Origin of the sequence: Microbacterium sp. H37-C3 (genome assembly GCF_027157935.1) — a bacterium.
Lineage (GTDB): Bacteria > Actinomycetota > Actinomycetes > Actinomycetales > Microbacteriaceae > Microbacterium > Microbacterium plantarum.
Genome location: NZ_JAPVLR010000001.1, coordinates 689,404 through 702,803, shown reverse-complemented (window position 1 = coordinate 702,803; position 13,400 = coordinate 689,404). Strand labels below are relative to the sequence as shown.

Here is a 13,400-nt window from a genome sequence, read left to right as displayed (position 1 = left end):
CCTTCTAGCTTACTGATCTGCATCGGTCGACCGGTCAGAGCGCGTGCAGCGGTTTGCCCGCCAGCGCCAGGAATGCTTCTCCGAGAGCTTCGCTCTGCGTCGGATGGGCGTGGATGAAAGGTGCGATGTCCTCGGGATGGGCTTCCCAGCCCACCGCGAGCTGGCCCTCGGTGATGAGCTCCCCGACGCGATCGCCGGCGAGGTGCACCCCGACGATGGGGCCATCGAGTCGTCGAACGACCTTGACCAGGCCCGCCGTCCCGAGGATCTCGCTCTTGCCGTTTCCGGCGAGGTTGTACTCGCGCACCACGATCGCGTCACCGTGCTCGGCACGGGCCTGCTCCTCCGTCAGCCCGACGGATGCGACCTCCGGGCTGCTGTAGGTGACGCGCGGCACGAGGCTGTCGGGGACGACGGTCGGGCGCAGGCCCGCGATCTCCTCGGCCACGAAGACGCCCTGCTGGAAGCTGCGGTGAGCGAGCTGCAGGCCCGGGACGATGTCGCCGACGGCCCACACCCGGTCGCGTGTCGTGCGCAGCCGCTCGTCGACGCGGACGAAGCCGCGATCGAGCTCGACTCCGGCCTCTTCGAGACCGAGACCGGCCGTCGCGGGGCCGCGGCCGACGGCTACCAGCAGGACGTCGGCCTCGAGCTCGGTGCCGTCTTCGAGCGACACCCGGACACCGTCCGCTCGGCTCTCGGCGCCGGCGAAACGCACTCCGGTGCGAGCGCTGATCCCGCGCTTGCGGAACGCGCGCTCGATGGCCTTGCTCATGGCGGCATCCTCAGCGGGCAGCAGCCGGTCGAGAGCCTCGATGATCGTCACCTCGGCGCCGAAGGATCGCCAGATGCTGGCGAACTCGACTCCGATGACGCCGCCGCCGAGGATGACGGCATGCCGCGGCACCGTGCCGAGTGCCAGGGCGCCCTCGCTCGTGATGATCCGGTCGTCGAGCTCGAGTCCGGGCAGCGATCGGCTGTACGAGCCGGTGGCCAGCACGACATCCGTGCCGCGGTAACGGTCGTCGCCGACGGTCACGCCACCGTCCGCCTCGAGTCTGCCCTCGCCGTGCACGACGGTGATCTTCCGTGCCGCGATCAGGCCCTCGAGGCCTTTGTGCTTCTTGGCCACGATGCCCTCGCGATATGCGTGGACACCAGCGATGTCGATTCCCTCGAGCGTGGCGCGCACGCCGACGTGCTCCGAGCCGCGGATGCTGTCGGCGACCTCTGCGGAATGCAGGAGCGCCTTGGTGGGGATGCAGCCGCGGTGCAGGCACGTTCCGCCGAGCTTGTCCTTCTCGATGAGCACGACCGATGAGCCGAGTTCCGCGGCGCGCAGCGCGGTCGCGTAACCGCCGCTGCCACCGCCGAGGATCACCAGATCGACGCTGTGATCGGTCATCGCTGCGAACCCCGGAGGTACTCGACGAGCGAGCGGACGGTCGCCGCGGTCGGGCCCTTGTCGGTGCCGCCGAAGGCGGCCTTCGTCGTACCCGACCCGGCGATGTCGAGGTGGATCCAGGGGATCCGAGGAGCGTCGTCATCGTCACCCGTACGCCCGACGAAGCGCTGGAGGAAGAGGCCCGCGAAGAGGGAGCCGCCCGAGGGGTCGCCGATCTTCGCGTTCTGCATGTCGGCGATCGGCGAGTCGAGCTCGTCTTCCATGTGAGCGGGGAGCGGCAAGTGCCATGCGTCCTCGCCCGCCCGCTCGGCCGCCGCCAGATAGTCGGCGACGGCGGCCTCGTCTCCCATGACACCGGTGTGCCGGTTGCCGAGGGCGACGATGATCGCCCCGGTCAGAGTCGCGATGTCGACGATCGCGTCCGGCCGCGTTCGGCTGGCAGCGACGATGCCGTCGGCGAGGACGAGACGGCCCTCGGCGTCGGTGTTCAGAACCTCGACGGTCGTGCCGTCGAGCATGCGGAGCACGTCGCCCGGGCGCGTCGCGCGCCCCGAGGGCATGTTGTCGGCGACGCAGAGCCATGCCGAGACGCGCACCGGAAGGGCGAGCGCCGCGGCCGCCTGGACGACCGCCAGCACCGTCGCGGCACCGGCCATGTCGTACTTCATGCCGACCATGCTCGCCGGGGGCTTGAGCGAGAGGCCTCCCGTGTCGAAGGTGATGCCCTTGCCCACCAGTGCCACGTGACGTGCGGCGTCCGCGGGGGAGTAGTCGACGCGAACGACGCGGGGCGGGCGGTCGGAGCCCTGCCCGACGCCGAGCACCCCACCGAAGCCCTGACGTTCGAGCTCGCTCTCGTCGAGGACTTCGACCTCGACGGGGAGCCCCGCGACGGCCTCGATCGCGCGCTCCGCGAGGTCTGCGGGCGACAGCCACTCGGCGGGCGTGCTGACCAGGTCCTTCACCAGCGCGAGCGCCCGACCCAGAGCGTTGACGTCCGCGACGTCCTCGGCGGACGGCTCAGCCGACGAGTGGATCGTGACCCGTTCCGCGCGCGATTTCGGCGTGCCGCCCTTGTATCCGGCGAAGCGGTACCCGCCGATGGCCGCACCCTCCGCGAGAGCGCCCCACGCATCCGCCGCCGCGAGCGGCGCGGTCACGGCGAGCGAGGCGAAACCTGTCGTGACGCGAACTGCCGTGCCGACGGCGTCGCGCAGCGCGGCGGCGTCGGGATCGGTTCCCGATCCGACGACGACCACGGGGGCCGACGACACGGCCGGCAGGAAGACGCGATGGACCGATCCTCGCGCGCCGGTGAACCCGACGGCGGTCAGCATCTCGGTGATGCCCGGCCAGTCGGCGACGTCGGCCTGCTCATCGAGCGGTGGCAGAACGAGGACGAGAGCGTCGGCGTCGGATTCGGTGACGGGCGCGCTGCTGTGCGCGATCTCGGGGAACGGCATCCTCCCATCCTAGGTTCGCGCGCCGCGGGCGTTCGCTGACAGCGAGGGGGTGAGCCGCCTCGGGGGTGTGATGGGCCTCGTAGAGTTGAGCCATGCCGCTGTCCGGACCGCTCTACGCACGTGCCGCCGGGTCTCCGCCCGTTCCCGCGGGGCTGCCGCTCGTCATCGCGCTGACCGGGTTCACGGATGCCGGCGGTGCGGTCTCGCGCATCGTCGAGTACTTCCGTGGCGAGCTCGACCCCACGACGGTCGTCGCGTTCGACAACGACGTCCTGTTCGACTACCGCGCACGACGGCCGATCGTCACCTTCGACGAGGATCACCTCACCGACTACCGCGCGCCGCGGTTGGAGCTCTCTCTCGCGCACGACTCGCTCGGCCAGCCGTTCGTGCTGCTCGCCGGCTACGAGCCCGACTTCGCGTGGGAGGCGTTCGCCGAAACCGTCGTGGGTCTGGCCGAGGGGATGCAGGTCGCCTCGATCACGTGGGTGCACGCGATTCCCATGCCCGTGCCACACACGCGACCCATCGGCGCGACGGTCAGCGGTACCCGTTCGGAACTCACGGCGGCCCACTCCGTCTGGCAGCCGCGAACGCAGATCCCCGCCACGGCGGGCCATCTGCTCGAGCTCCGTCTCGCCGAGGCCGACGCGCGCGTCGCGGGCTTCGCCCTGCTCGTGCCCCATTACCTCGGTGAGACCGAGTACCCGGCTGCGGCCATCGCCGGCCTCGACAGCCTGAGCGTCGCGACCGGGCTCGTCTTCGACAGCGACACGTTGCGCAACGAGAACCGCGACTACCTCGAGAAGGTCGCTGATCAGGTTTCCGGCAGCGAAGAGCTGACGACCATGCTGCACACGCTCGAGGAACGCTACGACTCGTACATGGCGGGGTCGGCGCTCGGACAACCCATCATCCATACGGGTGATCTTCCGAGTGCGGATGAGCTCGCTGCCGAGCTCGAACGATTCCTCGCTTCGCGCCCGCCAGGGGACGACGACAAGCGCGGCCGCTCCTGAGCTTGCCCCTCCGGCCCCGGTCATCTCCGACGGTGGGAATGCCCCGTAGGCCGTCGGCGTTCTCATAGGAATGAATGCTTGCGCAGGAACAGCGCACGAGATATGAGACAATGAAGGACCTGACCCGTTGTCGATCCTGTGCTCCTCGTCGTTCGAGTGGCGGGGGACTTGACAAGGGTCTTACTAGTGTCCGAGAACCCGGTGCGTTCGCACCGGTGAGAGGCTAACCGTGACGTCAGGCACGAAGACCACCCGCACCCGCGCGAGCGAGGACACCGAACTCGTCGAGGACGCGCCCGCTACCGCAGCGAAGGCTGCGCCCAAGAGCGCCGCGAAGAAGGCGCCTGCGAAGAAGACCGCCGCGAAGAAGGCCGCCCCCGCGAAGGCTTCCAAGGCGAAGGCCAAGGCCGACGACGAAGAGATGGACGACGAGGACGTCGAGGACGACGTCGAGGTCGACACCGACGACGTGACCGACGACGCCGCCCCCGCGGGCGATGCGGCCAAGGCAGACGACGACGAGGACGACGACGAGTCGAAGAAGCCCGTCGTCACCGAGGCGCTGCCGACCGGCGCCATCGTCATCTCGTCGAGCGACGAGGAGGACGTCCCCGTCTACTCGACGCAGATCACCGGCGCGACGGCAGACCCGGTCAAGGACTACCTCAAGCAGATCGGCAAGGTCCCGCTGCTGAACGCGGCCGAAGAGGTCGAGCTCGCGATGCGCATCGAAGCCGGACTCTTCGCCGAAGAGAAGCTCTCCCACATGTCGGCGGCCGAGAAGTCGAACCAGCTCGGTCTCGACCTGCAGTGGGTCGCACGTGACGGTCAGCGCGCCAAGAGCCACCTGCTGGGCGCGAACCTGCGTCTGGTCGTCTCGCTCGCCAAGCGCTACACCGGCCGCGGGATGCAGTTCCTCGACCTCATCCAGGAGGGCAACCTCGGTCTCATTCGTGCCGTCGAGAAGTTCGACTACACGAAGGGCTTCAAGTTCTCGACCTACGCGACGTGGTGGATCCGTCAGGCGATCACGCGCGCCATGGCAGACCAGGCCCGTACGATCCGCATCCCGGTGCACATGGTCGAGGTCATCAACAAGCTCGCCCGGGTGCAGCGTCAGATGCTGCAGGACCTCGGACGCGAGCCCACGCCCGAAGAGCTGAGCCGTGAACTCGACATGACCCCCGAGAAGGTCATCGAGGTGCAGAAGTACGGTCGTGAGCCGATCTCGCTGCACACACCCCTCGGTGAAGACGGCGACAGCGAGTTCGGTGACCTCATCGAGGACACCGAGGCGGTCGTCCCGGCCGACGCGGTCGGCTTCACCATGCTGCAGCGTCAGCTCGAGTCGCTCCTCGACTCGCTCAGTGAGCGCGAGGCCGGCGTCATCCGCATGCGCTTCGGCCTCGGCGACGGCCAGCCGAAGACGCTCGACCAGATCGGCGACACGTTCGGCGTGACACGCGAGCGCATCCGTCAGATCGAGTCGAAGACGATGGCGAAGCTGCGCCACCCGTCGCGTTCGCAGTCGCTCCGGGACTACCTCGAGTGACCGGCGCCGCCAACGAGGGCAAGGCTCTCGAGGTCGTCGTCGACGGCACGTCCTACGCGCGGATCCCGATCCGCACCCGCGTGGTGATGCCGGGCGACGATCTCGAGGCCGTCATCTCGGAGTACGCCACGTCCACCGTCCAGCCGGGAGACCTGCTCTTCGTCACCGAGAAGATCGTGGCGATCACGCAGGGTCGTTCCTACACGCTCGACGAGATCGAGGTGCGCCCGCTCGCCCGATTCCTGTCGAAGTACGTCACGCGCACCCCGTACGGCATCGGCCTCGGCATGCCCGAGACGATGGAGATGGCACTTCGCGAGTGCGGCACGCCGCGCATCCTCTTCGCCGCCGCCGTCAGCGCCGTCACGAAGGTCTTCGGCCGCCGGGGCGACTTCTACCGCGTGGCCGGCGACAAGGCGCGCGCCATCGACGGGCCCACGTCCGGAACCATCCCGCCCTACAACAAGGCGGTCGTCCTCGGGCCTACCGACCCGAAGGGTGTCGCCGCGCGGATCAAGTCGCAGCTGGGCGGCGTCGCCGAGGTCGCGGTGGTCGACATCAACGACATCGGCGGCAACATCCTCGGCTCGACGCTCGACAAGGCCGGAGAGCAGCGGCTCGTGCGGATTCTCCGCGACAATCCGCTCGGTCAGGGCCACGAGTCGACGCCGCTCGGCGTCATCCGCGAGGTCTGACGTGGGAGCGGTGAACCGGCTCTACCGGCGTGCGCGTTTCTTCGTCCGTCGCGTCTCATCGTTCGACCGCGAGCGGGTGCTCCAGTTCGCCCGCCAGTCCGCCGCGCTCTCGAAGGCGCCGGTGTGGTGGGTCGCCGCCGACATGGCGTGGTGCGCCGTTCGCTACGAGACGACCTTCGAGAACTATTCGGAGTGGGATTTCCGGATCCTGAAAGCGCGTGAGCGCCGGACGTACATGACCGACCCGAAATCGTTCCACCTGTCGCGGCGTCTCAACGACAACTCGGTGCGCGGCGTCTTCGACGACAAGCTCCAGTTCGCCCAGCGGTTCGGTGACGAGCTCGGACGGGCGTGGCTCGATGTCACCACCTCCGACGCGGCGGCCCTCGCCGCTTTCCTCGACGGTCGCGACCGCGTCATCACCAAGAACCCCGGGGGAGTCGGCGGCAACGGTATCACGATACGCGAGGTCGCCTCGATCGATGACGTCGCTGCGCTTCGCGAGGAGCTTCTGGCGTCGGGTGAGACGCTCGTCGAAGAGGTCCTGGTGCAGCATCCGGAGATGGCGCGGCTCTATCCTGGCAGCGTCAACTCGCTCCGCGTGGTGACCTATCGAGACCCCGACGATGTGGTTCACGTCCTCGCCTCGGTGCTGAAGGTGGGCAATGGGGGAGTGATCGACAACTTCTCCAACGGTGGCATGTACACGATGCTCGACGACGAGGGCCGCGCCCTCCACGCCGCGAGCGATGAAGAAGGCCGCCCGTTCGAGACGCACCCGATCACCGGAGTTCCGATCACGGGTTACCAGGTTCCGCTCTACCCCCAGGTGCTCGAGCTCGTCGATCGGCTCGCCCGACGGGTTCCCGAGATGCCGTACATCGGCTGGGACATCGCGATCACGCCCGAGCGGCCCGTCGTCATCGAGGGCAATCACAACACGGGTGTGTTCCAGTCGAAGCCGTCGGTGTCGGGCATCCGGCGCGGGCTGCTGCCGCGCTACCGCACCGCGATGCGCTTCTGAGGTCCGCTGGATCCGCCACCGGAACACCGAGAAACACGGAGAGAACGAGCAATGGGTCGATCACGCGTCCGGCTGGGCTACCTCCTCGACCGTGCCCGCAACGTCCGGGTCGGCAACCTCGTCGAGTTCGGCCGCCAGGTGCAGAAGGTGTCGAAGGCACCCCTGCCGCTGATCATCGCCGACATGCTCTGGTGCTCGGTCAAGTACGACATGGGTTTCCGCGATTACGCGGTCTGGGACATCCGTCTGCTGAACGCGCGCGAGCGCGCCACCTGGATGACGCACCCGAAGTCGTTCCGGATCACCCGCATGCACAACACGCCCGAGGGGCGCGCGAAGCTGGAGGACAAGCGCCGGTTCGCTCGCGAGTACGCCGACCTGCTCGGCCGCGAGACGCTCGACCTGCGCGATGTCGACGACGCGGAACTCGGTGCGTTCCTCGGCCGCCACCCGAAGGTTCTGGCGAAGCCGCTCGACGGACACGGCGGCGGCGGGATCACCCTGCACGAGAACGTGACGGATGCTGCGGCCTTCCGCGCCGAGGCCACCGCCGCCGGGCAGTCGATCGTCGACGAGTTCATCGTGCAGCATCCCGAGATGGCCTCGCTCTACCCCGACAGCGTCAACACGGTACGGATGATCACGTTCCTCACCCCGGAGGGCGATGTGCGCCTCCTCGCCGGTGTGCTGCGGATCGGCAACGGCGACGTCATCGACAACTTCGCCTCGGGCGGGATGTTCACGATGCTCGACGAGCACGGCGTCGCGCTCTACCCGGGCGTGGACAAGAACTCGAACGTCTACCGCGAGCACCCCGTGACCGGCACCCCGATCGTCGGCTTCACCGTTCCGTTGTTCGACCAGGTGCTCGCGCTGACCGAACAGCTGGCTCGCCGGACGCCGGAGGCGCCCTATGTCGGGTGGGACCTGGCGATCACGCCGAACGGTCCGGTCGTCATCGAGGGCAATCACAACTCGAGCGTGTTCCAGCCCAAGCCGTCGGCCTCGGGTGTGCGCACCGGCCTGCTTCCCGTGTACCAGGCGGCCGTCGGGTTCTGACCTGACGACCGGGAACTGCGCCGCGGTTCCCGGTACGCGAAAGCCCCGAGCACGATGCTCGGGGCTTTCGTCGTGAGGCCGTCCTCAGCCGGCTGCGACGAGGCGCGAGGTCTCGTCGTGCCAGCTGGTGGCGACGGCGCGGAGCTTCTCTTCGTACTTGCGGCCGTGGTGGGCGCAGAAGAGGAGCTCGCTGCCGTTCACCTCGGCGGCGATGTAAGCCTGTGCGCCGCACGAGTCACAGCGATCTGCCGCAGTCAGGCGGTGTTCGAGGACGGCGGTGCTCTCGGAAGTGTTCGTGGTCATGATGGGTGCCTCCTCGGTCGATCGGGTCGTGCAACTGAGTGCCTTCGATACAACCACGACCAGCCGGGGGTATGCCTCATTTGACGTGCATTTCGCTCTGCGCGTACGCTCACCGCGCACAGACCGGACCGGGACCGCCGTGACCTCGTGTGTCCTCCCCAGCGTGTCGGCGCCCGCGGATACGCTTGGAGATCGTGACTGCTGAGTATTCCGCCCACCACCTCCAGGTGCTCGAAGGGCTCGAAGCCGTCCGCAAACGCCCCGGCATGTACATCGGCTCGACCGACTCCCGCGGCCTCATGCACTGCCTCTGGGAGATCATCGACAACTCCGTCGACGAGGCCCTGGGCGGATACGGCTCGCGCATCGACATCGTGCTCCATGCCGACGGCAGCGTCGAGGTACGTGACCGCGCCCGCGGCATCCCCGTCGACGTCGAGCCCCGCACCGGCCTGACCGGTGTCGAGGTCGTCTTCACCAAGCTGCATGCGGGCGGCAAGTTCGGTGGCGGCTCGTACGCAGCGTCGGGCGGCCTCCACGGTGTCGGCGCATCGGTCGTCAACGCCCTGTCGGAGCGCCTCGACGTCGAGGTCGACCGCGCGGGCAAGACCTACGCGATGTCGTTCCATCGCGGCGAGCCGGGGCTCTTCGCGGGCGATACGCCCGACTCGGAGTTCACCCCGTTCGAGCGCTCGTCCGAGCTGCGTGTGGTCGGCAAGGCGCCCCGGGGCACGACCGGTACCCGCATCCGCTACTGGGCCGACCGTCAGATCTTCACGAAGGATGCCGCCTTCCATCTCGAAGAGCTCGTGCAGCGGGCGCGGCAGACCGCCTTCCTCGTCCCTGGCCTCGAGATCGTCATCGTCGATGAGCGCGGCGAGGAGCGGGTCGAGACGAGCTATCGCTTCGACGGCGGCATCTCCGAGTTCGCCGAGTTCCTCGCTCCCGATGCCCCGATCACCGATACCTGGCGGCTGACAGGCTCGGGAAACTTCACCGAGACCGTGCCCGTGCTCCAGGCCAACGGCGCGATGGTCCCGACCGAGGTCGAGCGATCGTGCGAGGTCGACATCGCGCTGCGGTGGGGCACGAGCTACGAGACCGTCACCCGGTCGTTCGTGAACATCATCGCGACTCCGAAGGGCGGAACGCACCAGCAGGGCTTCGAGCAGGGCCTGATGAAGATCATCCGCAGCCAGGTCGAGCAGAACGCTCGGCGCCTGAAGGTCGGCAACGACAAGCTGGAGAAGGACGACATCCTGGCCGGGCTCACCGCGGTCCTGACGGTCCGTCTGCCCGAGCCCCAGTTCGAGGGCCAGACCAAGGAGATCCTCGGAACACCGGCGGTGCGGCAGATCGTGGCATCCGTCGTCAACCGGGAACTGGGTGCGCTGTTCTCATCCACCAGACGCGACGACAAAGCGCAGACCGGGCAGCTGCTCGAGAAGGTCGTCTCCGAGATGAAGGCGCGCATCTCGGCGCGCACCCACAAGGAGACCCAGCGGCGCAAGACCGCTCTCGAGTCCTCGTCGCTGCCGGCGAAGCTCGCGGACTGCCGCAGCAACGACGTGGCCGAGTCCGAGCTGTTCATCGTCGAGGGCGACTCGGCGCTCGGCACCGCCAAGCACGCCCGCAACAGCGAGTATCAGGCGCTGCTCCCCATTCGCGGGAAGATCCTCAACGTGCAGAAGGCGTCGGTCAGTGACATGCTCTCCAACGCCGAATGCGCCGCCATCATCCAGGTGATCGGCGCGGGGTCGGGACGCTCGTTCGACCTGAGCGCGGCTCGCTACGGCAAGGTCATCCTGATGAGCGACGCCGACGTCGACGGCGCACACATCCGTACCCTGCTGCTCACGCTCTTCTTCCGGTATATGCGACCGCTCATCGAGGAGGGTCGCGTGTTCGCTGCGGTTCCGCCGCTGCACCGCGTGGTCGTCGTCAACCCGGGGTCGAAGCCGAACGAGACGATCTACACGTACTCCGAGGCCGAACTCCACGGGCTGCTCACGAAGCTCCGCAAGTCCGGGCGGAAATGGCAGGAGCCCGTGCAGCGCTACAAGGGTCTCGGCGAGATGGATGCCGATCAGCTGGCGACGACCACGATGGATCGCGCCGGCCGTACGCTCCGCCGTGTCCGTGTCGAGGACGCCGATGCGGCCAACGCCGTCTTCGAGCTGCTCATGGGCAACGAGGTCGCGCCGCGCCGCGACTTCATCGTCACCTCGAGCGACCGCCTCTCGCGCGAGGCCATCGACGCCTGACCCACGCCGCGGCGGCGCGCACGAAGCTCGGAGGACGACGCGAGCCTCGGAGGCATCCCGGCTAGGGGTCCGAGATCGGCGTCATTCTCCGAGGTTCGGGGGCCGGCGGCTCAGGCGACGACAGTGCCGACCGCACCGATCACGCCATCCAGAGGCTGGCCTGACGCGTCGCGCTTGGCTCCGGCCTCGGGCAGAGCGCGGGTCGCACCGTCAGGACCGACCGCGCGGGGGGAGTCGCCCACCCACGCCAGGGTCAGCGTGTCTTCGCCGCGCAGGAAGCGCTGCGCACGGACGCCGCCGGTCGCGCGGCCCTTCGCCGGGAACTCCGAGAACGCCGACACCTTGCCGCTGCCGGCGTCAGCACCGGCGAGCGACTGCGTCGACCCGGCGATCGTGACGACGACGGTGTTCTCGGAGGCCGTCACGGCGGTGAATGCGATGACTCGCTCGCCGTCTGCGACGCGGACGCCCGCCATGCCGCCGGCCGCCCGACCCTGCGGTCGCACCGCAGCCGCATCGAATCGCAGCAGCTGAGCATCGGAGGTGACGAAGACCAGCTCGGTCCCGTCGGGGGCGGCCGCAGCGCCGACGACGCGATCACCGGGCTTGAGCGAGATGATCTCGGCGTCGGGCTTGCCGGGCGCGAGCTCGGTGGCCGCGACGCGCTTGACCACGCCCTGAGCGGTGCCGAGCGCGATCGGCGGTTCGCCGGTCAACGGCACGATGGCCACGACGTGCTCGTTCGCGCCGAGTCCGAGGTACTGGTCGGCCTTCGAGCCGGCCGCAAGCTGAACGCTGTTGCCGGGAACCGAGGGCAGATCGACGGGCGAGAAGCGGACGAGACGCCCGGTGCTGGTGACGGCGCCGAGGTCGCCACGGACCGTCGCGTCGACGGCAGATCGGATGGCGTCGTGCTTGCTCCGTCGCGCAGGCGGGACGATGCCGCTGCTGAGCAGATCTTCGCCGAGCTCCGCGCGGACCATGCGGCCCGTGGCCGACAGGAACACGCGGCAGGGCGCGTCGGCGATCTGCAGGTCGGCGCCGGCCTTCTTGCCCGAGCGCGCAGTCACGGGTCCGCCGTTGAGCAGCAGCGTGCGACGCGGCGTTCCGTACGTCTCGGCGGCCGCCTCGAGCTCGCGGGCCACCTGGGCGCGCAGCAGCACATCGCTCGCGAGGAGCTCCTCGAGGTGCGCGATCTCGGCCTTCAACTGGTCGCGCTCGGTCTCGAGCTCGATGCGAGAGAACTTCGTCAGGCGGCGTAGACGCAGTTCGAGGATGTACTCGGCCTGCGGCTGCGAGAGATCGAAGACGTCGATCAGTCGCGTCCTCGCCTGCTCCCCGTCGTCGGACGCGCGGATGACCTGGATGACCTCGTCGATGTCGAGGATCGCGATGAGCAGGCCCTCGACGAGGTGCAGGCGCTCCTGCTTCCTGGCCAAGCGGTACCGGCTGCGCCGTGTGACGACCTCGATGCGATGGTCGAGGTAGACGCGCAGCAGCTCTTTGAGTCCGAGCGTCTGGGGCTGTCCCTCCACCAGCGCGACGTTGTTGATGCCGAACGAGTCCTCGAGCGGGGTCAGCCGGTAGAGCTGCTCGAGCACCGCGTTCGGGTCGAAGCCCGTCTTGATCGTGATGACGAGGCGCAGCCCGTGGTTGCGGTCGGTGAAGTCCTGGACATCCGAGATGCCGGTCAGCTTCTTGGCGTTGACGGCATCCTTGATCTTCTCGATGATCCGCTCGGGGCCGACCATGTACGGCAGCTCGGTCACGACGAGACCGGTGCGTCGTGGTCCGAGCGACTCGACCGACACCTTCGCGCGGGTGCGGAAGGTGCCGCGCCCGTTGGTATAGGCATCCTTGATGCCGTCGAGTCCGACGATCACGCCGCCGCCGGGCAGGTCGGGGCCCGGCACGAACTCCATGAGCTCGTCGAGCGTCGCGTCGGGGTTCTCGAGCAGGTGCACGGCTGCCGCCACGACCTCGATGAGGTTGTGCGGCGCCATGTTCGTCGCCATACCGACGGCGATGCCCGTCGTTCCGTTGACGAGCAGGTTCGGGTATGCGGCGGGAAGGACAGCCGGCTGCTGGAACTGTCCGTCGTAGTTCGGGACGAAGTCGACGACGTCCTCGTCGAGGTTCTCGGTCAGGGCGAGCGCGGAGGGCGCCAGCCGGGCCTCGGTGTACCGCGCTGCCGCAGGCCCGTCGTCGAGCGAGCCGAAGTTGCCGTGTCCGTCGACCAGGGGCACGCGCAGAGCGAAGTCCTGTGCGAGACGGACGAGCGCGTCGTAGATCGCGGAGTCGCCGTGCGGGTGCAGCTTTCCCATGACTTCGCCCACGACGCGGGCGCTCTTGACGTGCCCCTTATCAGGACGGAGGCCCATGTCGGCCATCTGGAACAGGATGCGCCGCTGCACGGGCTTGAGGCCGTCACGCGCGTCGGGAAGCGCGCGGGAGTAGATGACCGAATACGCGTACTCGAGGAACGAACCCTGCATCTCCGCCGAGACGTCGACGTCCTCGATGCGCTCCGGCTGGTCGGGGACGGGTGAAGCGGTGCGGGATGCGGCCATGGAGCTGTACGGACCTCGATCGGGGATGGGAGTGCGGATGCCGGGT

10 protein-coding genes are annotated in these 13,400 nt (G+C 68.5%); 6 read left to right on the top strand and 4 right to left on the bottom strand.

The window, feature by feature from the left end; genetic code table 11:
- Positions 1-34: 34 nt before the first annotated feature.
- A complete protein-coding gene (gene lpdA, locus O1W71_RS03510) occupies positions 35-1,405 on the bottom strand; it encodes a dihydrolipoyl dehydrogenase (protein WP_114587849.1) in 1,371 nt (456 codons plus the stop codon).
- On the bottom strand, positions 1,402-2,868 hold the full coding sequence (locus O1W71_RS03505) for a leucyl aminopeptidase (RefSeq protein WP_269266542.1): 1,467 nt from the start codon (positions 2,866-2,868) through the stop codon (positions 1,402-1,404). Before O1W71_RS03505 ends, lpdA begins: the two co-directional genes overlap by 4 nt.
- A gap of 92 nt (positions 2,869-2,960) precedes the next feature.
- Here O1W71_RS03505 and O1W71_RS03500 point away from each other — a divergent pair, with 92 nt between their 5' ends.
- The 5 genes from O1W71_RS03500 to O1W71_RS03480 all read left to right on the top strand — a co-directional run bounded on the left by O1W71_RS03500 (position 2,961) and on the right by O1W71_RS03480 (position 8,217).
- Positions 2,961-3,887, top strand: coding sequence for a proteasome assembly chaperone family protein (locus O1W71_RS03500; RefSeq protein ID WP_112614154.1), 927 nt, complete (start codon positions 2,961-2,963; stop codon positions 3,885-3,887).
- Between the two features lie 229 nt (positions 3,888-4,116).
- Positions 4,117-5,439: an RNA polymerase sigma factor gene (locus tag O1W71_RS03495; RefSeq protein ID WP_112614156.1), complete on the top strand. Its 1,323-nt coding sequence runs from the start codon at positions 4,117-4,119 to the stop codon at positions 5,437-5,439.
- A complete protein-coding gene (locus O1W71_RS03490; protein ID WP_114587847.1) occupies positions 5,436-6,134 on the top strand; it encodes a coenzyme F420-0:L-glutamate ligase in 699 nt (232 codons plus the stop codon). The genes O1W71_RS03495 and O1W71_RS03490 overlap by 4 nt, the downstream gene beginning before the upstream one ends.
- Before the next feature lie 10 nt (positions 6,135-6,144).
- The gene (locus tag O1W71_RS03485) at positions 6,145-7,158 is read left to right on the top strand and encodes a sugar-transfer associated ATP-grasp domain-containing protein (protein WP_269266541.1); all 1,014 of its coding nucleotides are present in this window, start codon (positions 6,145-6,147) and stop codon (positions 7,156-7,158) included.
- A gap of 51 nt (positions 7,159-7,209) precedes the next feature.
- A complete protein-coding gene (locus O1W71_RS03480) occupies positions 7,210-8,217 on the top strand; it encodes a sugar-transfer associated ATP-grasp domain-containing protein (RefSeq protein ID WP_269266540.1) in 1,008 nt (335 codons plus the stop codon).
- An 84-nt stretch (positions 8,218-8,301) separates the two neighbouring features.
- Here the strand turns inward: O1W71_RS03480 and O1W71_RS03475 are convergent, their stop codons facing one another.
- A complete protein-coding gene (locus O1W71_RS03475) occupies positions 8,302-8,520 on the bottom strand; it encodes a DUF7455 domain-containing protein (protein ID WP_112614164.1) in 219 nt (72 codons plus the stop codon).
- A gap of 194 nt (positions 8,521-8,714) precedes the next feature.
- Here O1W71_RS03475 and O1W71_RS03470 point away from each other — a divergent pair, with 194 nt between their 5' ends.
- On the top strand, positions 8,715-10,784 hold the full coding sequence (locus O1W71_RS03470) for a DNA gyrase/topoisomerase IV subunit B (protein WP_404568064.1): 2,070 nt from the start codon (positions 8,715-8,717) through the stop codon (positions 10,782-10,784).
- A gap of 110 nt (positions 10,785-10,894) precedes the next feature.
- On the opposite strand, the gene O1W71_RS03465 is transcribed toward O1W71_RS03470, so the two are convergent.
- Positions 10,895-13,354, bottom strand: coding sequence for a DNA gyrase/topoisomerase IV subunit A (locus tag O1W71_RS03465; RefSeq protein ID WP_269266539.1), 2,460 nt, complete (start codon positions 13,352-13,354; stop codon positions 10,895-10,897).
- Between the last annotated feature and the right edge of the window lie 46 nt (positions 13,355-13,400).

Excerpts from the sequence above, each read along its gene's own strand:
- O1W71_RS03475 (WP_112614164.1), bottom strand. The coding sequence starts at position 8,520 with ATGACCACGAACACTTCCGAGAGCACCGCCGTCCTCGAACACCGCCTG.
- O1W71_RS03465 (WP_269266539.1), bottom strand. The coding sequence starts at position 13,354 with ATGGCCGCATCCCGCACCGCTTCACCCGTCCCCGACCAGCCGGAGCGC.
- O1W71_RS03505 (WP_269266542.1), bottom strand. The coding sequence starts at position 2,868 with ATGCCGTTCCCCGAGATCGCGCACAGCAGCGCGCCCGTCACCGAATCC.
- O1W71_RS03500 (WP_112614154.1), top strand. The coding sequence starts at position 2,961 with ATGCCGCTGTCCGGACCGCTCTACGCACGTGCCGCCGGGTCTCCGCCC.
- O1W71_RS03480 (WP_269266540.1), top strand. The coding sequence starts at position 7,210 with ATGGGTCGATCACGCGTCCGGCTGGGCTACCTCCTCGACCGTGCCCGC.
- lpdA (WP_114587849.1), bottom strand. The coding sequence starts at position 1,405 with ATGACCGATCACAGCGTCGATCTGGTGATCCTCGGCGGTGGCAGCGGC.